The organism is Paenibacillus sp. DMB5, from assembly GCF_001517085.1.
Taxonomy (GTDB): domain Bacteria; phylum Bacillota; class Bacilli; order Paenibacillales; family Paenibacillaceae; genus Paenibacillus_AQ.
In genome coordinates this window covers 59,772-80,847 of record NZ_LRAC01000120.1, presented here as the reverse complement: position 1 = coordinate 80,847, position 21,076 = coordinate 59,772, and the positions used below count along the sequence as shown (strand labels likewise).

At 48.8% G+C, this 21,076-nt stretch carries 18 protein-coding genes; 8 read left to right on the top strand and 10 right to left on the bottom strand.

Annotated features, from left to right (window positions below; genetic code table 11):
* Window positions 1-36: 36 nt before the first annotated feature.
* Genes AWJ19_RS12700 through AWJ19_RS12670 form a run of 7 tightly spaced genes read left to right on the top strand, consistent with a single transcriptional unit; the run spans window position 37 to window position 6,168 of the window.
* Entirely contained in the window at window positions 37-2,901 is a 2,865-nt protein-coding gene (locus AWJ19_RS12700) for a Na+/H+ antiporter subunit A (protein WP_277815803.1), read from the top strand.
* Entirely contained in the window at window positions 2,889-3,221 is a 333-nt protein-coding gene (locus AWJ19_RS12695) for a Na(+)/H(+) antiporter subunit C (protein WP_068724183.1), read from the top strand. The genes AWJ19_RS12700 and AWJ19_RS12695 overlap by 13 nt, the downstream gene beginning before the upstream one ends.
* Window positions 3,218-4,696 (top strand): Na+/H+ antiporter subunit D, encoded by a 1,479-nt coding sequence (locus AWJ19_RS12690; protein ID WP_068724181.1) that lies wholly within the window; start codon window positions 3,218-3,220, stop codon window positions 4,694-4,696. Before AWJ19_RS12695 ends, AWJ19_RS12690 begins: the two co-directional genes overlap by 4 nt.
* A gap of 5 nt (window positions 4,697-4,701) precedes the next feature.
* Window positions 4,702-5,184 (top strand): Na+/H+ antiporter subunit E, encoded by a 483-nt coding sequence (locus AWJ19_RS12685; RefSeq protein WP_068724179.1) that lies wholly within the window; start codon window positions 4,702-4,704, stop codon window positions 5,182-5,184.
* A complete protein-coding gene (locus tag AWJ19_RS12680) occupies window positions 5,184-5,477 on the top strand; it encodes a Na(+)/H(+) antiporter subunit F1 (RefSeq protein ID WP_068724178.1) in 294 nt (97 codons plus the stop codon). The genes AWJ19_RS12685 and AWJ19_RS12680 overlap by 1 nt, the downstream gene beginning before the upstream one ends.
* Window positions 5,467-5,826 carry a monovalent cation/H(+) antiporter subunit G gene (gene mnhG, locus AWJ19_RS12675; protein WP_068724177.1) on the top strand — a complete coding sequence of 120 codons (360 nt, stop codon included), beginning with the start codon at window positions 5,467-5,469 and terminating at the stop codon, window positions 5,824-5,826. The genes AWJ19_RS12680 and mnhG overlap by 11 nt, the downstream gene beginning before the upstream one ends.
* Window positions 5,827-5,883: 57 nt before the next feature.
* Window positions 5,884-6,168, top strand: coding sequence for a hypothetical protein (locus AWJ19_RS12670; RefSeq protein ID WP_068724176.1), 285 nt, complete (start codon window positions 5,884-5,886; stop codon window positions 6,166-6,168).
* Window positions 6,169-6,213: 45 nt separating this feature from the next.
* On the opposite strand, the gene AWJ19_RS12665 is transcribed toward AWJ19_RS12670, so the two are convergent.
* From AWJ19_RS12665 to AWJ19_RS12650, 4 genes are read right to left on the bottom strand one after another with little or no spacing between them, the layout of a single operon-like run.
* Complete coding sequence (locus AWJ19_RS12665) at window positions 6,214-7,668, bottom strand: glycosyltransferase family 2 protein (RefSeq protein WP_241781720.1); 1,455 nt, start codon at window positions 7,666-7,668, stop codon at window positions 6,214-6,216.
* Window positions 7,655-8,746, bottom strand: a complete 1,092-nt coding sequence (locus AWJ19_RS12660; RefSeq protein ID WP_068724172.1) for a HEAT repeat domain-containing protein — start codon at window positions 8,744-8,746, stop codon at window positions 7,655-7,657. The genes AWJ19_RS12665 and AWJ19_RS12660 overlap by 14 nt, the downstream gene beginning before the upstream one ends.
* Window positions 8,743-10,386, bottom strand: coding sequence for a response regulator (locus AWJ19_RS12655; RefSeq protein WP_068724171.1), 1,644 nt, complete (start codon window positions 10,384-10,386; stop codon window positions 8,743-8,745). Before AWJ19_RS12655 ends, AWJ19_RS12660 begins: the two co-directional genes overlap by 4 nt.
* 25 nt (window positions 10,387-10,411) lie before the next feature.
* The gene (locus AWJ19_RS12650) at window positions 10,412-12,700 is read right to left on the bottom strand and encodes a hypothetical protein (RefSeq protein ID WP_068724169.1); all 2,289 of its coding nucleotides are present in this window, start codon (window positions 12,698-12,700) and stop codon (window positions 10,412-10,414) included.
* A gap of 161 nt (window positions 12,701-12,861) precedes the next feature.
* Here AWJ19_RS12650 and AWJ19_RS12645 point away from each other — a divergent pair, with 161 nt between their 5' ends.
* Window positions 12,862-14,139 carry an erythromycin esterase family protein gene (locus AWJ19_RS12645; protein WP_068724168.1) on the top strand — a complete coding sequence of 426 codons (1,278 nt, stop codon included), beginning with the start codon at window positions 12,862-12,864 and terminating at the stop codon, window positions 14,137-14,139.
* Between the two features lie 78 nt (window positions 14,140-14,217).
* On the opposite strand, the gene AWJ19_RS12640 is transcribed toward AWJ19_RS12645, so the two are convergent.
* From AWJ19_RS12640 to AWJ19_RS12620, 6 genes are all read right to left on the bottom strand, one after another.
* Window positions 14,218-15,516: an MFS transporter gene (locus AWJ19_RS12640; protein ID WP_068724166.1), complete on the bottom strand. Its 1,299-nt coding sequence runs from the start codon at window positions 15,514-15,516 to the stop codon at window positions 14,218-14,220.
* 225 nt (window positions 15,517-15,741) lie between these two features.
* A complete protein-coding gene (locus AWJ19_RS12635) occupies window positions 15,742-16,959 on the bottom strand; it encodes an FAD-dependent oxidoreductase (RefSeq protein WP_068724164.1) in 1,218 nt (405 codons plus the stop codon).
* 83 nt (window positions 16,960-17,042) lie between these two features.
* Window positions 17,043-18,143, bottom strand: a complete 1,101-nt coding sequence (locus AWJ19_RS12630) for an endospore germination permease (protein WP_068724162.1) — start codon at window positions 18,141-18,143, stop codon at window positions 17,043-17,045.
* 32 nt (window positions 18,144-18,175) lie between these two features.
* The gene (locus tag AWJ19_RS34080; protein WP_082707862.1) at window positions 18,176-18,730 is read right to left on the bottom strand and encodes a Ger(x)C family spore germination C-terminal domain-containing protein; all 555 of its coding nucleotides are present in this window, start codon (window positions 18,728-18,730) and stop codon (window positions 18,176-18,178) included.
* A complete protein-coding gene (locus AWJ19_RS34075) occupies window positions 18,727-19,401 on the bottom strand; it encodes a hypothetical protein (RefSeq protein WP_082707861.1) in 675 nt (224 codons plus the stop codon). The genes AWJ19_RS34080 and AWJ19_RS34075 overlap by 4 nt, the downstream gene beginning before the upstream one ends.
* A 2-nt stretch (window positions 19,402-19,403) precedes the next feature.
* Window positions 19,404-21,041, bottom strand: coding sequence for a spore germination protein (locus AWJ19_RS12620; protein WP_241781719.1), 1,638 nt, complete (start codon window positions 21,039-21,041; stop codon window positions 19,404-19,406).
* Window positions 21,042-21,076 lie beyond the last annotated feature (35 nt).

Sequence of the window (21,076 nt, the reverse complement as noted above, 5' to 3'; positions counted from 1 at the left end):
GAACAATAGATGAGTAATAGAAAGGGGTACTAAGCCGTGCTGCATATTGTAATTCTGCTTCCATTTTTGCTGTCAGTATTAATGCTATTCATTAGACAAAATAGGCGGTTCCATCCGGGATGGATTGTGCTGCCTCTTCCAGTGGTCCTGTTCACGTATTTCCTGTTGAGGATTTCGGCGGTTCGTGCGGGAGAGCCAATGATAGAGACGATCGCCTGGATGCCGTCCTTTGGAGTCGATATTACCCTGATCCTGGATGGCCTCAGCCTGATATTTGTCCTGCTGATTACCGGGATGGGGGCCCTTGTGGTGCTGTACTCCATTTATTATCTGGATAAACAGACCGAGGGAATCGGGCGATTTTATGTGTACCTGCTCATGTTTATGGGTGCAATGCTGGGGGTTGTGCTCTCAGATAATCTGATCATCCTCTACGGGTTCTGGGAACTCACTAGCATATCATCATTTTTACTCATTGCCTTCTGGTACGGCCGGGAACGCTCCGGTTATGGTGCAGTGAAGTCTATGCTGATCACGGTATTCGGCGGGCTGGCCATGTTTGCCGGGTTTAATCTGCTGTATGTAATGACTGGCACTTACAGTATCCGGGAGATTATCGCACTTGCAGGGACCTTGACGGATAACGCTATGTTTATTCCTGCTATGCTGCTTATTCTGCTGGGAGCCTTTACGAAATCCGCCCAGTTTCCTTTTCATATCTGGCTGCCGGATGCGATGGAGGCTCCAACTCCGGTAAGTGCATATCTTCACTCGGCGACGATGGTTAAAGCAGGGATTTACCTGGTGGCCCGGCTTACTCCTGTCTTTGCGGGACAGTCGGAGTGGTTCTGGCTGGTGTCTGCAACAGGATTGCTTACCCTCATCTACGGGTCATTTAAAGCTATACGGCAGACCGATCTTAAAGCCTTGCTTGCATACTCCACGATCAGCCAGCTGGGGTTGATCATGTCATTGCTCGGGCTCGGCTCTGCAGCCGGCTTTTTTGCCGGGAAGCAGGATGCACTTTTTTACACAATGGCGACTACAGCCGCCCTTTTTCATCTCATCAATCATGCCGTGTTCAAAGGCAGCCTGTTTATGGTGGTAGGCATCATTGACCATGAGACGGGGACCCGCGATCTCCGCAAGCTGGGCGGACTCATGTCTCTCATGCCGGTTACCTTCTCAGTTGCCCTGATGGGGGCATTCTCGATGGCAGGATTGCCGCCGTTCAGCGGATTTCTCAGTAAAGAAATGTTCTTTACTTCCGTACTGAATATCCGTGAATTTGATATTCTGGATGCCGGGTTCTGGTTGCAGCTATTTCCCGTAATGGCCTGGATCGCCAGTGTGTTCACCTTTGTGTACAGTATGATTCTCGTATTCAAAACCTTTGGCGGGAAGCTTCATAAAGACAAGCTGGACAAAGTTCCGCATGAAGCACCGCTTGGTCTTTTACTGTCTCCGGTGATCCTTGTTTCTCTTACGCTGGTATTTGCCTTTTTCCCGGAACTGGTCTCTGTCACGCTTATTGAACCGGCAATGGCATCCATTCACACCGGGCTTCTCGCTCCTGAGGAAGCATATGGGGTCTCCATTCATTTCTGGCATGGCTGGACACCGGAGATCTTCATGACTCTTGGTGTGATAGCTGCCGGCTTGCTGCTGTACAAAGGCTACTCCCGGTTGCGGGTGCTGGACCGCGAAGCCAGAGGACGTAATACCCTTAACAGAGTGTATGATGCTTCACTCAAGCTATTGGAACGGGGATCAAGACGCATTACTGATGCATATATGACCGGCTCGAACCGCCATTATCTGCTGTATATCTTCAGTTTTATTATTGTCTCTCTGCTTGCTGTCCTCCTGCGGGAACCGGGAATCAGCTTTGGCATGGAGCATTATGCGGAATTGTCCTTTTACGAAATGGCCGTTATAGCAGTAATGCTTATGGCTGCCTTTGCCGTTCCTTTTGCCAAGTCACGGGTTAATGCCATCCTGTTTACCGGTGGGGTCGGTTACATGGTGACGCTGCTGTTCGTTCTTTTCCGGGCACCGGATCTTGCACTCACCCAAATGATTATTGAAACCGTGTCGGTGATCCTGTTCCTGTTATGTTTCCGGTATCTGCCTAAGCTGAAACAGCAGAAGGAAAGAGTAAGCTTTAAACTGCCAAATCTGATTATTGCATTAGGTGTCGGTGTCACCGTAACGCTGGTTGCTCTGGCGGCAATGGGCAGCAGTCCGTTCGAACCCATCTCTGAGTTTTTCTTAAAGGAAAGCTATAACCTCGCAGGAGGGAAAAATGTTGTCAATGTCATCCTTGTAGATTTCCGCGGATTTGATACTTTGTTTGAAATCATGGTTCTCGGCATCGCTTCGCTGGGCATCTACGGTTTGATCAATCTGAGAATGGAAGAGGATCAGACGCAGCCGCGGCAGGGAGAAGCGCGTCTGGCTGTTCCTTTAAGGAGTAACGATGTCATCCTGAAGACCATGTCCAAGGGGATTATCATTATTATTCTGGTTTTCTCTTTTTACCTGTTTTTTGCGGGACATAACCATCCTGGAGGAGGCTTCATCGGGGCACTTATGACTTCGGCTGCGCTTGTTCTGATGATGATTGCTTTTGGCATGGATCAGGTACGTAAGGCATTTCCTGTGAATTACCGGATTCTTACTGGAGTTGGACTTCTGCTGGCTATTCTGACGGCCTCAGGGTCATTCCTATTTGGCGCTCCTTTTTTAAGTCATGCCTTCGGCCACTTCCATCTGCCCATTCTTGGGGATGTCGAGCTGGCGACGGCAGTGCTATTTGACCTCGGCGTCTATCTGGCAGTGGTAGGCGTGGCGATGAACATTATCTTAACGATCGGAGGGGATAAACGATGGAACTCGTAATGGCACTGGCCATAGGAATTCTCTTTACTATAGGTGTCTATTTGATTTTGTCAAAAACGCTGCTGCGAATCGTACTGGGAACTTCCCTGCTGACACATGGTGTACATCTGCTGCTTCTCACCATGGCCGGACTCAAAAAGGGGGCAGCTCCCGTACTGGGAAAAGAGGATACTTATGTTGATCCTCTGCCTCAGGCTCTGATTCTGACTTCTATTGTAATCAGCTTTGGGGTAACCGCTTTTTATTTCGTACTTGCTTACCGTTCTTATCAGTCCCTGGGTACTGATGATATTGACAGTATCAAGGAGGCAAAGGAATGAACAATATACTGGTGCTGCCAATCCTTATTCCCTTGAGTACGGCGGTTATACTGATTTTCTTCAAAGATAAGTTACGCCATCAGCGGGGGATTAGTGTGGTTAGCGGTCTGCTTACTATGCTTGTTATAATTCTTCTGGTTACTCGTGTACATGCTGACGGCATTCTGACCTTACAGATGGGAGGCTGGGCGCCTCCTTACGGCATTATATTCGTAGGGGATATGTTCGCTTTATTACTTGTGATGACGGCTTCGCTTGTCAGCTTTGCCATATTGCTCTATTCCTTCAGCAGCATTGGAGAGAAGCGGGAAAAGTATTATTACTATACGTTTTTTCATTTCCTACTAGTGGGGGTTTACGGTTCTTTCCTCACAGGAGATATTTTCAACTTGTTCGTCTTCTTTGAGGTCATGCTGATTTCCTCATATGCGCTGATTTCACTGGGAGGGACCAAGCTTCAGCTAAGAGAAACGGCCAAATATCTGCTTATCAATATAGTATCCTCAACCTTGTTTGTAGCGGCAGTAGCCTATCTCTATGCTGCTGTAGGCACGCTCAACATGGCGCATTTGTCCCAGCGTATTACCGAAGCGGGCCAAGGCGGCGTAATTAATGTTATCGCCGTATTATTTTTAATTGTGTTTTCCCTGAAAGCCGGTCTGTTTCTGTTTTTTTGGCTTCCGGGATCGTACAGCGCACCTCCGCCGGCAATCAGAGCATTATTTGGAGCACTGCTGACTAAAGTGGGATTGTATGCGATCATCCGCACTTTTACGCTGCTGTTTGTAAACGATACGGAACTTACTCATAACCTGATAGCCTGGATGGCTGCAGCTACCATGATTCTGGGCAGTTTGGGGGCAGTCGCCTACAAGGACATCCCGCGTATTTTTAATTATAACGTCATTATCAGTGTAGGTTTTGTGGCCTTTGGGCTTGCTGCCGGAACGCAGGATGCACTGGACGGTGCTGTCTTTTATCTGCTGCACGACATGCTGGCTAAAGCGCTCATGTTCATCCTTGGCGGGCTGATTATAACCGCAGCGGGAACAGACCAGTTAAGCGCTATGGGCGGCATGATTAAGAAATATCCGCTCCTTGGCTGGATGTTCTTTATACTAGCTCTTGCCCTGGTCGGTATTCCGCCGCTAAGCGGTTTTGCCGGCAAGCTGTTAATTATCCGCGGGGCTTTGGATGCCGGTATGCTTACGCTGGCACTTGTAGGCCTCGGATCAAGCTTTATGGTGCTGTATTCCTTAATCAAGGTCTTCAGGCTGGCATTCTGGGGAAATGAACCGGGGAACAAACGGCCCGCAGTCAGCTTAAAAGGGGCTACGGCTGTCGCCGCCGGACTGCTGGTGCTTGTCATTGCGATGGGAATCGGCGCAGATCCTCTATATGCCTTTGTATCGCAGGCCGGTGATGTTCTGGCTTCACCTGCAGAGTACATTCAAGCCGTAATGATGAAGGAGTAGATGAGATGGCCTTACAATTCTTGTTTAACCTGTTAATTGCTTTTCTCTGGATGGCGATAAATAACAATAACACCGGCTCCAGTTTCATTATTGGTTATTTGATCGGTATAGTCCTGTTGCTGTTATTCAGAAAATCCAGGCCCCAGACCCGGCCGTTCTATATCCGTCGCCTCTGGTCCATAACGAAGCTGCTGCTGATCTTTATCCGTGAATTGACCATTTCTAATTTTGTAGTGATTGGTCATATTCTTCGTCCGAAGCTGGCCATTCGTCCCGGTATATTTGCTTATGAGACTGCCTTAACCTCGGAATGGGAAGTCACGCTGCTGTCCTGCCTGATTTGCCTGACCCCGGGAACGCTGACCCTTGATGTATCGGGGGATGGGAAGACCTTATACATTCATGCCATTGATGTTAAAGATGCAGAGGTGATGGTCAAACAGATAAGAGACAATTTTGAACAAGTGATTATGGAGGTGACCCGCTGATGGTATCCGCACTGTTAACTGCGTCATTGGCCATTCTGGGCTTGGCGATGCTGGCCTGCCTGTTCCGTCTTCTGAAAGGGCCTACCCGTTCTGACAGGGTTGCTGCACTGGATACAATCGGGATTGATGTACTGGCCATGATAACCGTCCTTTGTATGCTGCTGAATACTCAGGATTTTCTGGAGGTAATACTGGTTATCGGTATTCTGACGTTTATTGGAACAACTGCTCTCGCCAGATATATTGAACGGGGTGTTGTTGTAGAGGAAGGGGAGAGAGCACATGACAGGTGAATTATTCAGCTCGATTCTGGTGGTGATTGGTGCTGTTTTCTGCGCCATCAGCGCTTTCGGATTAGTCCGGCTGCCCGATGTTTATCTGCGCTCGCATGCTGCTACCAAAAGTGCAACCTTCGGCGTATTGTGTCTGCTTGGCGGGGGCTTTCTGTACTTTTGGTTTAAAGACGGAACGGTCAGCATAAAGCTGCTGCTCGCCATCTTATTCGTATTCATTACTTCGCCCGTGGCAGGACATTTAAATGGCCGCGCTGCCTATCGTTCGGGCGTTCCATTATGGAAGGACAGTGTTCAAAATGAGTTGCTTCCCAAAGTCGAAACGATCCAGGATAAGTCTGCAAAATAATGTTATGCCCCTGAATTTCTTTTGAATTAGCTGCGGGGGCAGCTAGGAGGGAGATCCTTGATTATTGCCAGCCAGCCTTATTATAAAGTAGAACGGATCGTCACTGCAGACAATCTCGAGACCATCACCCACAGGCGCTCGTTATGTCTTTATTCAAACCGGATTGTTTCGGCTTACCGCGAGTTTCCAATTGACGAGATTTTTGATATATCATTCAAGGACCTCGGACAAGGCCATGGCGTACTCTATTTGCATACAAAGCACGGGGTCTATGCGTATACAATAGAATCAGATGCTGAATTCTTTATATCTGAGGTAAAAAAACGGCTACAGTCCTTTTAAGGAACTGTAGCCGTTTTTTGACATGAAGCTTTACTGCGTTCAATCTTAAGCACCCGGCTTCTTGGAGTTCATGACATTTCCGCGTACCATATCTCCCCACTGATGCTGTTTGCCGCGCACTGCTTGAAAGAGTCCTTTACAACGCCAGGCTGTCATCAGCGGACGGAACCAAAAGGCCTCCGAGAGCGCATAAAAGAACAGCCGGAATAAATCGGCGACCTTATTATAGCGTCCAACGCACCACTGCTCGAACAATACAGCCCCGACGGACAACAGCGAACCGTAGATCACCATCACCAGAAACAAAGCCAGACTGAGCTGCGTGTTGACCACTTGAAGTGATAACCCCAGCACCACGGTAAGTATTCCGAGCACCTCCACTACAGGGCCTAACAGTTCTACAAATACAAAGTAGGGCATGGCGATCATCCCGATTCTTCCGTAGCGCGGATTTAAAAGCATCACTTTGTGCTTCCACAGGCTTTCAAATAGGCCCCGGTGCCAGCGTGTACGCTGCCGGTGAAGGACCTTCACAGTCTCAGGCGCTTCCGTCCAGCAGACGGGATCCGGTACATATACGATTCTCGCCTTACTTTTTTTCTCCCTGATCCGCCGGTGCAGCCTGACAATCAGCTCCATGTCCTCACCAATCGTTCCCGGCTCATAGCCGCCGGCTTCAATGACCCAGTCTTTCTTGAATACGCCAAAAGCTCCTGAAACAATAAGCAGAATATTGAACCGGCTTAAACCTACACGCCCCATTAAAAAAGCCCGCAAATATTCGATAACCTGCATGATAACCAGCGGTTTTCTGGAGAGCAGGACATTCTCGCTGCTGAGGTGGCCGCTGTCTACATAGCTACCGTTAGCAATGCCGACGCTGCCTCCGGTGGCCACAATCTCTTCACCGGGGAGCGCATCCATCACAGGCTTCATCACCTTGATAAAGGCATCCGTATCGAGCACCGTATCTCCATCCAGCGAAGCGAAGTACGGGTACTGGCATACATTAATCCCTACGTTGAGGGCATCCGCTTTTCCGCCGTTTTCCTTGTCGACGAGTACCAGATTATGATGCTGGAGGGAACGGTAGATGCCGCGAATAGGTTTGGTTTCCCGTCCGAGGCCTGACCATTGTACCTTGCTTTTGACTTCCACCATTTGAAATTCCGTTATTAAGCTTTGCGCCGTTGAATCCTTGGACCCATCGTTAATGACAACAATTTCAAATTGCTTGTAATTGATCCCCAGGAGGGAGCGTACACTCCAGACTATATTTAATTCTTCGTTATAAGCAGGAACCAGAATGGATAGGGGAGGGGCCAGCTCACTGCTTAGAATCTTGTCATACTGGATCGGCTTGACATCCTTCTCCCGGAACAGCTTAACAGCGGCTATAATAAACAGTGAGATGTAGACCAGCGTTATAAAGGCAACATAGAACACCAGCACGTAAGATAAACTATTCAGCACATTATATATAACTTCAATGGAAGACACCTTCATATCGTTTCCTTTCCAGCGTTTCTTCCGCCATTTCTCTGGCAAAGCGGTCCGGGTGATGCAGAGCGGCGCTTTGCAGCTGTTCTTCTCCTGATTTGTAACGGGAAAGTGAATCACTGGCGGTCTGCCGGACAGGATACGATTCATCGCCCAGGAATTCCAGCAGGACCGGAAGAAAATGCTCCTCGCGAATGCTTCCCATCAGCCGGGCCAGTGCCTGCCGTTCATCCCAGCTAATTCCGGTCTGTGTCTGAAGGAGCGTTAGCAGCTTGCCTTCACCATCAGGACTGAGGTATCCGAAGTTAGCTATCGCATTGACTGCTCGTAGCCGAAGGTCAGGCTCCTCACTGCCAAGCAGTGACTCCAGATGGGACAGTACCAGAGCAGAGCGTTCATTGCGCAGCCGAAGGGCATCCACCACAGCGCACTGTACTCTTAAGGGATAAACATGAAATTCATTCAGAATGACCTCCTGCAAAGCGGATTGAAGCGGCAATATCAGCTGAAGCAGCTGAGAATCGGACAAGAAAGACGCTTCCTCTTTTAGATAGGGCAGAACCTCCTTCATCTGAAGGCTGGCAAAAATCCGCAGGATCAGAAATCTTTCAGTATCTGAGGGCTTCGTTTTGCCCAGCAGTTCTGATAGTTCCTTCCGCATGGTATCCATCCGAAAGAGCTCCAGCTCCAGGAGTGCATTGACACGCGTACTCCAGCGGCGATTCTTCAGCTGTCTTGCATAGTAATCATGAAAATGATTCCGAGCGTATTCGTAAATCAGGGCTCTTTCATGTTCTGTTCTGCTTATGGACAGGCGTATACGCAGCGCTTCAAAAACAGGTGAACGGCGGTCTTTGCGGACATTAAGGATACGGGATGCTTCACCCGTCTCCAGAAAGACCTGTAGTGCTGAGTCCGTAGCCAGTAACCGCTGGAGACGGCGGTTATAACGGTCAGTATGCTTGTTATGAATAGCTTTGCGTGCGGATAAATACATCAAGAGACTAACAAGCAGGACTAACAGCACAAGGCCTGTTATTTGTACAACCTGGAGTATAAATACGAAACGGCCGTTCATCCGTTCATCCCCCGCACAAGCCTGACAACACGGGCTTCAAGCTCTACAAGACTGAAGGGTTTGGTCAGGTAATCATCTGTACCGGCCTGAATTGCTTCTGCAATCTCGCGTTCCTCATTGACCCCGGTCAGCATCAGAATTGTATATTCGCCGCGTCCAGCCCCGCTTCGTAACTTGCGCAGAACCTCCATACCGTTCATCCGCGGCATCATCCGGTCCAGAACCAGAAGATACCGCCCTCCCATGGAATGCCACGGATCACTGAAAAATTCTTCTCCGTCCTTGAACTTGCGAATCTCCATATTGTAGTTCCCGGAAAGATCGGAGAGCTGTTTGGCAAGCAGGTTGCGGATCAGATCATCATCATCGATCACGGCAAGACGCAAAGGCTGCTCCTGCACGAGGCCTGATTGATTTTCAGAATACCGGGTGCAGATTCCTCCGCCGGCTGCCTTGGAGGCAGCAACAGCCATATCGGCCTGTTCAAGAATTCTTTCGCCGGGCACCTCGCTGCTGACAGCCGTTACACCGGCTGAGTATGTCGCTGCAAGCGGCAATTGCGGATTCATTTGATATTGGTATGAGGCAAACTGCTGGATCAGACGCTGAGCCTCATCCTCGGCCTCTTCAACGGTTAAGCCAGGCTGCAGCAGCAGAAAATGGTCTGCGCGTTCTCTTGCCCAAATGTCCTGGTCCCGCAGACGGGAGCGAATAAAAGAAGAGAAGGAACGGAGCAGCTTATCGCCTTCATCATAGTTCCCCCCCTCATTCCATTTACGGAACTGATCTATATCCAGAACGGTCAGGCTAAGGGGTGAACCTGCAGCTGAAGAAGCACTGCGCCAGCGCTCCAGCTCTTGTCTGAAGAAACGGCTGTTATAGGCACCTGTCAGCTCATCAAACATCAGCATGGAAGTCAGCCTTAGGCGTCTGGAGAGCTGCCTGCCGATACGTGCAGCGAACTCATCAAGCTCAAACGGCTTGGCTATGAAATCATCCGCTCCCGAGGCATAGCTCCGCATCCGTGTTTCTTTGTCGTTCCCGGCACTCATAAGCACGGTAGGAATCAACCGTTCCTCGCAGCGGCTGCGGATGTTGTCCAGCAGTTCAAAGCCGCTGCTGTTCTCCAGAACGATATCCAGAATGACACAATCCGGCTCCAGATCATAACACCATTCCAGTGCTTTGGAGGGCAGGGAGGTGGCCATAACCATCCAGCCATACGTTTCCAGCGTTTCTTTTAGAACTCTAAGCATATCCGGATCGTCGTCTATAATCACAATCAGGCTTTTCTTCAAGGGTTCGCCGGAGACTGCAGTATGAAGTATAGGCTCCGGCTGCTCTTCATCTGTTCCTGTTTCCAGGACACCGTCAGTCCCTTCAAGGGGAATAAGATTATATAGCGGCTTAAGCAGCACTTTCAATTCATCAGCTGGCCATTCATGTTCTGATCCATCCCGCAGCTGTCCGGTCAGGCTCTCTGCGGCAGCGGACCATTCAGAGAGCCCGATTGTTCCGGCGGTACCTTTAATGGAATGAATCAGACGAAAAATTTCACTCTCAGGTACAGAGGGAGCGGTAGCTAAAACGCCAAGTTTTTCTTGCATTTTCTTGAGAAACAATTGTTGAAACTTGTCCATGCGCAGGTTCGTTCTCCTCTCTTGTTTACTCTTTTTTGAAGAGCTCCTGTATGACATCATATGATTTCTTCAGTCTTTCCGTGGACTGCGGGAGATCCCAGGATTCCCACTTGTAACGGGACATGCTGCCGAGCGTGCCGTCATTGCCGGTCTCCGGAAAAGAGTCTGCTACCCGCAAGGTGCCGGAGGTACCCAGAGGCGCAGCATTACCGTCAGCACCGGGTTTATATGTCATCACCGCGATATCGATGCCATCAATAATGCTGCTGCTCTGCAAGCCTCCGTTCCATACGTCTCCTTGAATCTCAAGCGTACTGGGGTCCTTCACATTAAGGAGGGACCAGGGCAGCCGCAGCTCGATCATAGCCTTATCCGGGTTCACGTAGAAATCAGCCAGCGAGTTATAATTCTCCGACTCAGGGTTCCCGTTGCCGTGCATGAGCTTCCCGGTCTCGTAGAAAGTAAAAGGCAACTCTTCCCCTGTAGAGGGAATAGTCATTTTTTTATTCAGTGCGAGCCGGATAGGGTGGAAACGGCCGCTGTTTTTTTCGATTGGGTAGGATAGCGCTTCTTCAAGCTGGTCCCCGTACTGAAACTGGAACAAATCATAGTAGCTGTCTACGATGACCCGTGAGGAATCCTCCCCTTGAAGCTGAACCACAAAGTCTATACCTTCCTGAGCCTTGACTCCGGTCTGGTTCGGCAGATCCCTATTGCCTTGCCCTTGAAGGGTATTGAATGCAATTAATGTATTCATCGCCTTAAAGGGATTACTTGTATCCATGCTCTTGTAGTCCAGCCGCAAATAAAGATAACGCTCATCATGTGTAGCATATACCCTGTTTAATGTCCGCAGTTCATCCTGGTCGTCAGCGTCTGACTGTAGCGGTCCTGATTCCTTCTCGTAAAGAGGAGGAGTTTCACTTTCTTCCCAATCCTCTGTGCTGCCGTCCACACGGATTTTAAGCCTGTCGAAGCTCAGCAGGCCGAACTGCTGCTCGTTAGTCTGGGCATTGGACCAATAGGGCCGTCTGTCCGGGTTGTCCAAATCCATCGTGTTCCAGGTGCGCTTGAACCATTCATCCTGCCAAGTGAACACCAGTCCGCCCATCATGCCTGCGTAGACAATATCTTCATATAAGCCGGCATTGATCTTGCCCTGGTCTTCTTCGGAATGGAAGCCCTGGTTCATACCAAAGGGGTTCTCATGCGTTAACCCTCTGGAGCTGGGCACACCAAACTCGGCAATGAGCACGGGCAGGTTATTGGCGTTCTTGAGATCGTTCAGGTAAGCGGCATAATTATTCGGCTGCCCGCGCTGATCCTTGTATTCCAGATAAGCAGGCTCATAATTCATAAATTCCGGATAATAGGGATACACGTGATAGGAAGCGAACTGGCCGGTATATATGTCTTCTTTTAGATGAATCACATTCGGGTTGACTGACACCAGATCCTCTGTTTCGGAGGGCTCAGCCGGATGATCCAGGGGATCGGTCGTCACCCAGTTGGTGAAGCTGATAGGACGCTGCCATTGATATTGTGCCATTTCATAATCCAGAGTATGGTCGAACATAGAGGCCAGCCAGTTTTCAAAAGGGGCTGCACTCTCCGTAAAAACATATTTTCCCGCATAATCACCGGTTCCTGCATTCACAAGATTCGTCTGGGTTACCATGGCAGGGTCCCACTCGATTCCCAGTATCCAGGCGGCTACATATGGAGAAATATCAGCCTTGTAGCTGCCGCTGGCGTGACCGGGCCGGGCCGGGATTTCCGCATTTCCATGAATCACATTAATAACGGTCTCGATATCCTGCATAAAAGGCTCGCGGTTGTCCGGTTGAAAGGCGTCCATTGTCGAACTCAGCGTTTCTTCTTCAATCCATACACCCTGCATCACATATAGCTTCGACTCATGCGTGTCATTAAACCGTTTCAAGGCGTTATAAAAACCGGGAGGATGCAGTGTATAGACCCGTATCACGTTGGCGTTCATAGCTGAGATCATTTCCAGCCAGCGGTAATATTCCTCTTCCGTAATTCCGCCTTCTCCGGGCCACGTTCCGGGCTTGGCCATCCCGATATTGACCCCTTTAATCTGCATATCCTTCCAGGCATTATTCTCGTAAACCTGGAGGCGGTTACCCGTAATTTGGGCTGTGTAGAAGGCACCTTCACGCTCATAAGGTGTAATTATATTTGTAATATCCCCGCTGCCCTCCCTATCAGTTGTTTTCCAGTCACGCAAAATCATAAAGGTAGCAACGGCAATAAGCAGAAGGAGTGAACCTGTCACTGCTAGTTTCTTCAAATCATAAAACCTCCAAATTTTACTCAATTAATATAAACCTAACATGTTAATACTTGTCCAGCAACATAAACACAATGAAAAAGCACCATAAATCTGCATGTTTTGACCCCGGATCGCGCAAACTTTGATCATATCTTAAATCATGTGAGGGGAAGTATACGATGAGAGAAGCGTTGATTATGGAAGCCATACACCGGCTGGCTGCACCCTTTGGAACCAAAGAAACCATGGACCAGCTGATCGGGCATATGGATGATGCCCGGTACGTGCTTTTGGGGGAAGCCTCGCATGGAACATCGGATTTCTATACCGTCCGGACCGAGCTTTCAAAACGCCTGATTGCGGAGCATGGATTCAGGTTCATTGCAGTAGAAGGGGATTGGCCTGCCTGTTACACCCTGAACCGTTACATTAAAGGTTATCCCGATGCCGCAGCCGATGCTGCAGCCGCAATGAACGATTTCAACCGCTGGCCAACCTGGATGTGGGCCAACAAGGAAATTCAGGAGCTTGCCGAGTGGCTCAGGGAATTCAATAAGGACAAGCCTGATTCCGAGAAGGTTGGTTTCTACGGGATTGATGTATACAGCCTGTGGGAATCCATGGATGAAATTCTGAAGTATCTGGCTACACAGGACAAGGCTGATCTTCAGGCAGCCCGCAGGGCTTTTGAATGCTTCGAGCCTTTCAGCAGAGATGAGCAGTCCTACGGAATTTCAGCTTCGTTGTATGGAGAGGGCTGCGAGGATCATGTGATTGCCCTTCTGGGCAGGCTGCAGGATAAATGGAAGGCGGCTCATCCAAAGGATCAGGAGCGTGCGCTCAGTGCCGAGTTAAATGCGATGGCTGTAAAAGGGGTGGAGGCATACTACCGTACAATGATCCGCCACGACTCGGATTCCTGGAATATCCGTGACCGGCACATGGTGTCTGCACTGGAGAAGCTGATGGAATTTCACGGCGGGAATGCACGTGTACTGGTGTGGGAGCACAATACGCATATCGGTGATGCACGGGCAACGGACATGGCGGATGACGGGATGGTTAACGTCGGGCAGCTCCTGCGGGAAAAGCATGGCCGCCAGGTATACGCTATCGGTTTCGGGACTTATGAGGGCACTGTCATAGCCGGCCGGAGCTGGGGAGCACCAATGGAGGAGATGAAGGTTCCGCCTGCTATCAAGAACAGCTGGGAGGAGCTGCTGCACCGAAACGGGAATAAGGACCAGCTGCTATTATTAGACCCGGAAGACCCTGTACTTGGAGAGATAACAATTGGCCACCGGGCCATCGGTGTGGTTTATCATCCTGAACGTGAGCGGGGCAACTACGTGCCGACAGTGATCTCCAGGCGTTACAACGCGTTTATCCACCTTGATAACACTAAGGCACTGAGACCTCTTGCCTTCCTGCCTTCAGGTGTAGCAGGGAGGGAGTGAAGTCATTACTGGACGGCAAAAGATTACCAAAAAGCACCGGGTAGCTGTACAGGCTCCCGGCGCTTTTTTATAAATCAACTATTCTTCCAATTTCCAGATATTCCTGTCAGCCCGAAACGGAAGGCAGGATAGCGCACCAAAAATTCCGATTACAAGAAACAGCAGGGCTGCTCCCGAGCCTTTTCCGGCTCCGACCAGTGCTATATACACGCTGTTCATGGATTGTACAGCCATAAACGGTTCAAACACTTTGTCTACCATAAATCCGCCGCACAGGTACCCCAAAGGAATAGTGAAAAACTGCAAGGTATTCCTGGCAGAATAGACGCGCCCCTGCATCTCAATAGGGATTTTTGTTCGAAATAGCACATCCATATTAGCGCTCATAACCGGGATAAAAACCCAGCCAAGAATAGCACCCAGACACCATACAGGTGTACTCCTGCCGAATGCAAGCATAAAATTCTCGGTACTCATGGAAAATAGCAGGCAATTGCATATGACCCGGACCCGGCTCTTTGGCGGCGGCAGGATGGCAACGAGGATACTTCCTGCCATCATGGCTAACCCGGTAACCATATTGATCATTCCTAGTGCGAACTCCCCACCGCCGGCACGTGAAAGGATCATTGCGGGCAGGGCAGCATTGAAGATGGAGGCAGTAAAATTGATCACGGCCAAAAAAAGGATCAGATCCAGAATTCCGCGGTTATCCATAAGATACTGCAGACCGCTTTTTGCAGACTGTAATATTCCCATACTTCCGGTAGTGCTCCGGTTCGTAACTTGAGGGATTTTTACGAAGCATAACAACGCAACGAATGCCGTGGCAAAGGTAATGAAATCAAACAGGATAACAACTCTGATACTTGTAATAGAAAGCAGTGAAGTGGCGAGTACAGGCGTCGATATAGTGACCAGCGAATTGGATAAGGAACGCATCCCGCTAACCTTCTGATAGTGCTTTTCCGGAGCTAACAGGCTGATGGATACATCCGAGGCTGGCTGCTGTACAGTGTTCATTAGTCCATTGAAGGTGTTGATCAAATAAAGATGCCAAATCTGGAGCTTATCCGTGCTGAGCAAAATAAATACCGAAATGGTACAAAGTGCCGCAAAGCTGTCACTGAGCAGAATAACGGTCTTCTTATCCCATCTGTCGCTGAGCGCACCTGCGAAGATACTCAGAAGGACATAGGGGGCATAGGAACAGATGGCCAAAAGCGACGTGACAAGCGCTGAGCCCTGCTCCTGATAAGACCAGATCACCAGTGCGAAGGCAGTCATTGCACTGCCCAGTGACGAAAATGACTGTGTCAGCCATAAAATCAGGAAGGTACGAAGCTCCCGGAAGGTGGTTGTGAAATTTGTTATCATAACTTTGCTCCTCTTTCAATTGAATTCTTAATGATTCAATGAAAGTGCAAAGCCGAACGGACGAACTATAGATCCGCTCCGTGCAGTTTCGTCCGTATCAGACTTTGCACGGAGCTATACCTCTGCATAGCCGCATAATGTTACCCCTTCTTTTCCGTTAGAAGTAAATTCACTTAAAAGTAAATTCTACTTCATTTTACCATGCGGGAGCTTATTTACGTGTTATTATTTTGCAGCAAGCGGTCTGGTCTGCAGGTAGAGGTTTAAATCAGGGCTTGCGCCCGTCAGAATCTGATCTGCAACAATCTTGGCTAACACGCCGTTATATACAGTTCCGTTATCCCCATAAGCCATAATCATATAACAATGCGGATAAGCTTCGTACTGGCCGATGATTGGCATCCCGTCATGCGTTCCTCCGTAAAAGGCCCCCAAATAGTATTCCGGTATAGCCTGAATTTCCGGGAAAAGCTCGTTAAATGCTTGAATTAGTTTGTCCTTGCTGGCAAGGATTTTGGAATCTCTAGTTTCGGCGTAGGATGTATCCTTATCCATGCCCCCAATAATAATCCGGTTGTCTGGAGTCGTACGCATATAGACATACGGGCGTGCTGTTTCCCAAATTAAGGTTCGTTTATGCCAGCTTGAGAAATCCGCTATCGGCTTTGTAATGACAGCATACGAGCTTGCCAGCGTTGCATTTTTATCGGTTTTAAAGTCGCTGTCTTCATAACCGGCTGCTATAATAACGTGTCTGGCCCGGATTTCGCGGTGTTCTCTGGTATAAAACAGGGCATAATCCTCTTCGAAGCGTCTGCCGGTTATTTCTGTATTCTCAAAAATCAGTCCTCCGCGTGACTTCACTTTCTCAAGCAGCCCGTAAACAAATTTAAGCGGGTTCATCTCGGCGTCATCATAATAGTAGAGTGCAGCGTCTTTCTGAAAAGGATAAAGTCCGGATATCTGCCGGGCATCCCACAAATCCACTTTGAACCCATATTTCTTAAGGAGTGCATGTTCCTCAGTCAAGTCTGGAATATCTGCCTTATCGCTTGCGTAATACAGGCTGTCCCGTCTGATAAAATCCGGATCGATGGGAATCTGACGGCTTACCCGCTCAATATCATTAATGGCTTGCTCACATAGTTTTAGATGACGCGCAGCAGCTTCTTCACCAAAAGAGTGGGCAAGGGATACAAAACTTTTCTCTCCGGCATATTGAATCAGAGCTGTATTGGAGCTGGTGCTGCCTTCTCCGGCTTTTCTTTTGTCGACTATAACGACGGACATTCCTTGTTCGCAAAGAATGTTGGCACATTGGGCACCGGAGCTGCCGGCCCCAATAATCAGTACATCACAGGTAATGTCCTCTTCGAGCTTAGGATAAGAAGGGGGGTTCTCCACCGTTGCAGGCCAGTACAATTTGCCGCTTTGCAGATCCATATCAAGTCTCTCCCTTAATAATATTAGGCACTTAGTATGGACATTTTATTGCGACTCAATGCACAACAAATGCAGGCCATCATTCAGCGGTTACCGCTATTCCTTTGTTTACGTATAATCATCACTATCAGAAGTACAACAGGCAGCAATATCTGAAAAATGGGCCACCAATACTTTACTGCAACTTCTCTGCCCACTTTAATGAATTCTGTATACGTTGACGACTGGAAAGCCAAAAAATAGATTATGGCACCAATCAGCGCCGAAGCTTTTTGATGTGTTATTCCAATCATTCTATTGGTGCCGATTGCTGCGGCATTCAAGAAGGTAGCCATTTTTATCCCGAGACTCAGAAACAGGATCAGTGTAAATAAAGGATCAATTCGTTCAAGCACCTCCGACATCTGGATCAGCTGAACGGCTTGAAGCAAAGGAAGTGCACTGTTTGTGGCCAGAACGGGACCAAGAACCAGAATATTGATTTGGTTGAAAAGGATCAGGAACAGGCTGATTCCACAATAAGTCAACAGAATCATTCTGTTCATCCGGCGTCTTGTAGCCGCTAACGGGTAAAACACCAGGAAGACCACAACCTGACCAAAGGGAAAAGAAAGAATCCCCGGGATTGCCGCTTTGAAAACGGGCTTCCATCCATGTTCAAGTATGGGCAGCATAAAATGGAAATGGAGCAGGCCCGTTGCCGCCAGAAGAATGGCAATGATGATATAGCCTATGCAAATGACCGGAAATAATACAATGCACATCAGGAACAGCGTTTCTGAACCGTAACGAATTGAGTTGCTTACGACCAGAATAATAATCAGCATTACCGACCAGAGCGGGGTACCCGGCAGCAATGTTAATATGGTTACTTCAGCGATATCCCGCAGATTTCTTGACGCCTCCAAAGAGAAATACCCGATAAAACCGAGGCTAATGAGACTGCCGATGACTTTGCCGGTATAACGCTGGATAATCTGAAACAAATCCAGATGAGGCTCGATCCGGTGTATAGTTAAGTGTAATAGAAGGAGCAGAAGACCCGCCAAAGCACCAATCAGCATGGCCAGCCATGCGTCTTGTTTGACATCACCGCCGATAAGAAATAAGCTGGTGCTTCCGATCTCAAACAAAGCAAACGTAACCGCAATCTCGGAGGAACGTGTGTGGGATTTGTTATTCATCTCCGGCTCCCTTCTAACCCAATAGCGTGGGACTATTGCTCAGTCTTCTTTAACAAACTTCTGAAGGAGTCCAGGAACATGCGTGTCCGGACTACCCTCATTTTGACCTCCGCCTGCATATCCATCCGAGCCAATTCATCCTCCCAATTGGGCTTTAGCCTGTTCCATTCTTGCGGGTTCCGTTCATGTATCATGTTGCCGATCCCCAAAACGTCAACCTTCATTGCTCTGGCTGCTTCCCAGCCCATTTGCATCTGCTCCAATATAACCTCTTCTATGGAACGTTTGATTTTATTGATGCCGGTTGTATCGGTCAGGTCCTCCTGAGATGTGGTTTCGACGAGTTCCCCGCTGACTTCAGCTTTCACTTTGATGGTATAGTGTAAGGGGCCTTTCACGGGTGTGACTTTGACTTTGGCCTTGAAGATTCTCACGGCGGATTGGTCTGCCTCTTCAGGCGATTCGGGGTTCGGGAAGGAAAGCACGGTACCCTTAACACGATTGTTTAACCAGGAAAGGCCCAGGCTTTCCTTCAAATTCATTCTTCCGGCAAGCCGGTCGCCCTTAAAAATGACAAGTCCTGTCATTCTAACCTTGGCATCCTGAGACGTTTTGTTGATAGCCTCGGCCGATTCCAGCGATTTCGGGTTTCGCCGGCTATCCCGATTTCCGGTACGCTTGCTGCTCGTGATTCCGAAGTGACCCCCAGAGCAAGCTCAAATATCGTCGTGGCCGGATAAAAGGAGACTAATATCTGTTCTTTTTCAACGATTTCGGCGATGGCGCGGCCGGGCAGCTTCTCAGGAGGGATGTTCTTTGTTAAAATGTCGCGGGCTTTCCCTTTTGTCACCATCACATTTACCATCTCCCGGGATTCCGGATTACGAAAGTAGGAGTCCAGGATTGGACTAATTCCGGACTCAGCCGTTTCATTGCTGATAATCAGTACATTATTATGTGCAAAATAGAGCTTTCGCGGATGCTCCACCGCACTCATAAATACGGTATCCCGTATCGTTTTTCCTTTTGTCGAAAAGACATGGACCCCGCTTTGTGCCCCGCCTGACGCTCCTCCGGCTGCCGATGCGCTCGCCGCTGCGACACTCACCTGATAAGTGACCGTAAAATTCCCGTCCGTACCGTCTACACCCGTTCCCGTTACGATACTAAGATCGTTCAACTCGTTAGCCTTACCGCAGGCATTCAACAGCAGCATGACGGCAAGAAGCATACAGCTTATACGAAGTGTTCGTGACATGATTAATTCCCCTTGTTTTGAGGCTTGTCCTCCGCTTGATAAACCCCGGCCTCGTCCGAGCTTGTCGGGTATTGATTTGGAGCCTGCCTGAATTTATTGGGGCCTGCCGTGCGGTTCGGACGGGTCTTCATTGCCCACCAAGGTACACGCAGAAGCAAATCTTTCATATTGGATTTGAAAAAAGGAGCATACGGCATAAAATAATGAACTCCAAATGACCGTAAAGAGACAAGATGAGCCATCAAAGGCACGAGGCCTGCCAGAATGCCGAACAGACCGAAGGTGCCTGCTAGAAGCATCAACACAAAACGCATCAGCCGTACAGCAGAGGCCATGTTGATGCTTGGAATAACAAAGTTCGCTATTGCCGTAAAAGAAACCACAATGACCATAGCGCTGGATACCAGGCCAGCCTGAACGGCAGCCTGACCAAGCACCAGTGCGCCGACAATTGAAATCGCCGGCCCGATCACCCGGGGCATCCGAACCCCTGCTTCGCGGATAACTTCAAAAATCAGCTCCATTGCCAGGGCCTCAAATAAAGCGGGAAGAGGCGTACCTTCCCTTTGCCCGGCCAGCGTAATCAGCAGGGTTGTGGGTATCATTTCCTGCTGGAAAGTCGTTATCGCTATAAAAAGCGAGGGGAGGAGCAGAGCGACAAAAAAAGACACGAATCGGATGGTTCGCAGGAAAGTGGAAATATCATAGCGCTCATAATAATCTTCACTGGACTGAAAAAAGTTAAAGAAGGTGACAGGTGCTATTAGTACAAACGGTGTACCATCTACCAGAATACCTACCATACCGTCCAGCAGGCTGCCGGCCAATGTGTCAGGGCGTTCTGTATTGAGTATTGTCGGGAAGGGTGTTATAGCGGCATCCTGTATAAACTCTTCAATATAACCACTCTCCAGAATGCTATCTGTATCAATTGCCTTCAAGCGCGTATTAACTTCCTGGATTACTTCCGGCTTAGCTATCCCATCCAAATACGCAACAACAACCCGTGTCTGCGTATAGGTTCCGATAATATGCTGTTCAAACTTCAAGGCAGGAGTTTTCAGCTTGCGTCTAAGCAGAGAAAGATTAATGGACAACTCTTCTGTGAAGCCTTCCTTCGGTCCGCGAATAACCGTTTGCGAGGTCGGTTCTTCAACAGAACGGCGGGCACCTCCGGAAATCGCAACGCCAAGCATCCAATCATTATTTTTCAGCAGGATCAGTACGTTTCCAGCAAGGATCGCCCGCATACTCTCCTCTTTGGTACACAGCGATTGAACATTGCCCATGGGTATCATGGATCTGAATTCGGAAGCGCTTTGTACAGCATCATGAATACTATCTTCTTTATCCAATACATGAATTACAGCACTGATCAAATCAGGAAGCAAGACAGTATCAACCAAACCCTCAATATAGCAGACAGCAGCCGACAGGGCCAAACCATTAGTGCTCTCTAATTCATTAAGGACAAAATCCGGACTATTTCCGAACATGGACTTTAACATTCTGATATTTTGCTCAAAAGATGAGGGCAATGAGTGGGAATTATTATTCCCTTGGGCCTGCCCGGGATGCTCCTTTTGCTTTTTTGGCGCAGTTCTAGCCGGCTTCATAAGCTGATTAATCCATTTGAACATGAGCCACACCTTCTTAAACATGTTACTGTTATTCG

Coding starts and splice junctions, on each gene's coding strand:
- AWJ19_RS12635 (WP_068724164.1), bottom strand. CDS start 16,959: ATGGATCTGCAAAGCGGCAAATTGTACTGGCCTGCAACGGTGGAGAAC.
- mnhG (WP_068724177.1), top strand. CDS start 5,467: ATGACAGGTGAATTATTCAGCTCGATTCTGGTGGTGATTGGTGCTGTT.
- AWJ19_RS12685 (WP_068724179.1), top strand. CDS start 4,702: ATGGCCTTACAATTCTTGTTTAACCTGTTAATTGCTTTTCTCTGGATG.
- AWJ19_RS12660 (WP_068724172.1), bottom strand. CDS start 8,746: ATGAACGGCCGTTTCGTATTTATACTCCAGGTTGTACAAATAACAGGC.
- AWJ19_RS12630 (WP_068724162.1), bottom strand. CDS start 18,143: ATGAATAACAAATCCCACACACGTTCCTCCGAGATTGCGGTTACGTTT.
- AWJ19_RS12645 (WP_068724168.1), top strand. CDS start 12,862: ATGAGAGAAGCGTTGATTATGGAAGCCATACACCGGCTGGCTGCACCC.
- AWJ19_RS12680 (WP_068724178.1), top strand. CDS start 5,184: ATGGTATCCGCACTGTTAACTGCGTCATTGGCCATTCTGGGCTTGGCG.
- AWJ19_RS12640 (WP_068724166.1), bottom strand. CDS start 15,516: ATGATAACAAATTTCACAACCACCTTCCGGGAGCTTCGTACCTTCCTG.
- AWJ19_RS12620 (WP_241781719.1), bottom strand. CDS start 21,041: ATGTTCAAATGGATTAATCAGCTTATGAAGCCGGCTAGAACTGCGCCA.
- AWJ19_RS34075 (WP_082707861.1), bottom strand. CDS start 19,401: ATGTCACGAACACTTCGTATAAGCTGTATGCTTCTTGCCGTCATGCTG.
- AWJ19_RS12655 (WP_068724171.1), bottom strand. CDS start 10,386: ATGGACAAGTTTCAACAATTGTTTCTCAAGAAAATGCAAGAAAAACTT.
- AWJ19_RS34080 (WP_082707862.1), bottom strand. CDS start 18,730: ATGACAGGACTTGTCATTTTTAAGGGCGACCGGCTTGCCGGAAGAATG.
- AWJ19_RS12690 (WP_068724181.1), top strand. CDS start 3,218: ATGAACAATATACTGGTGCTGCCAATCCTTATTCCCTTGAGTACGGCG.
- AWJ19_RS12695 (WP_068724183.1), top strand. CDS start 2,889: ATGGAACTCGTAATGGCACTGGCCATAGGAATTCTCTTTACTATAGGT.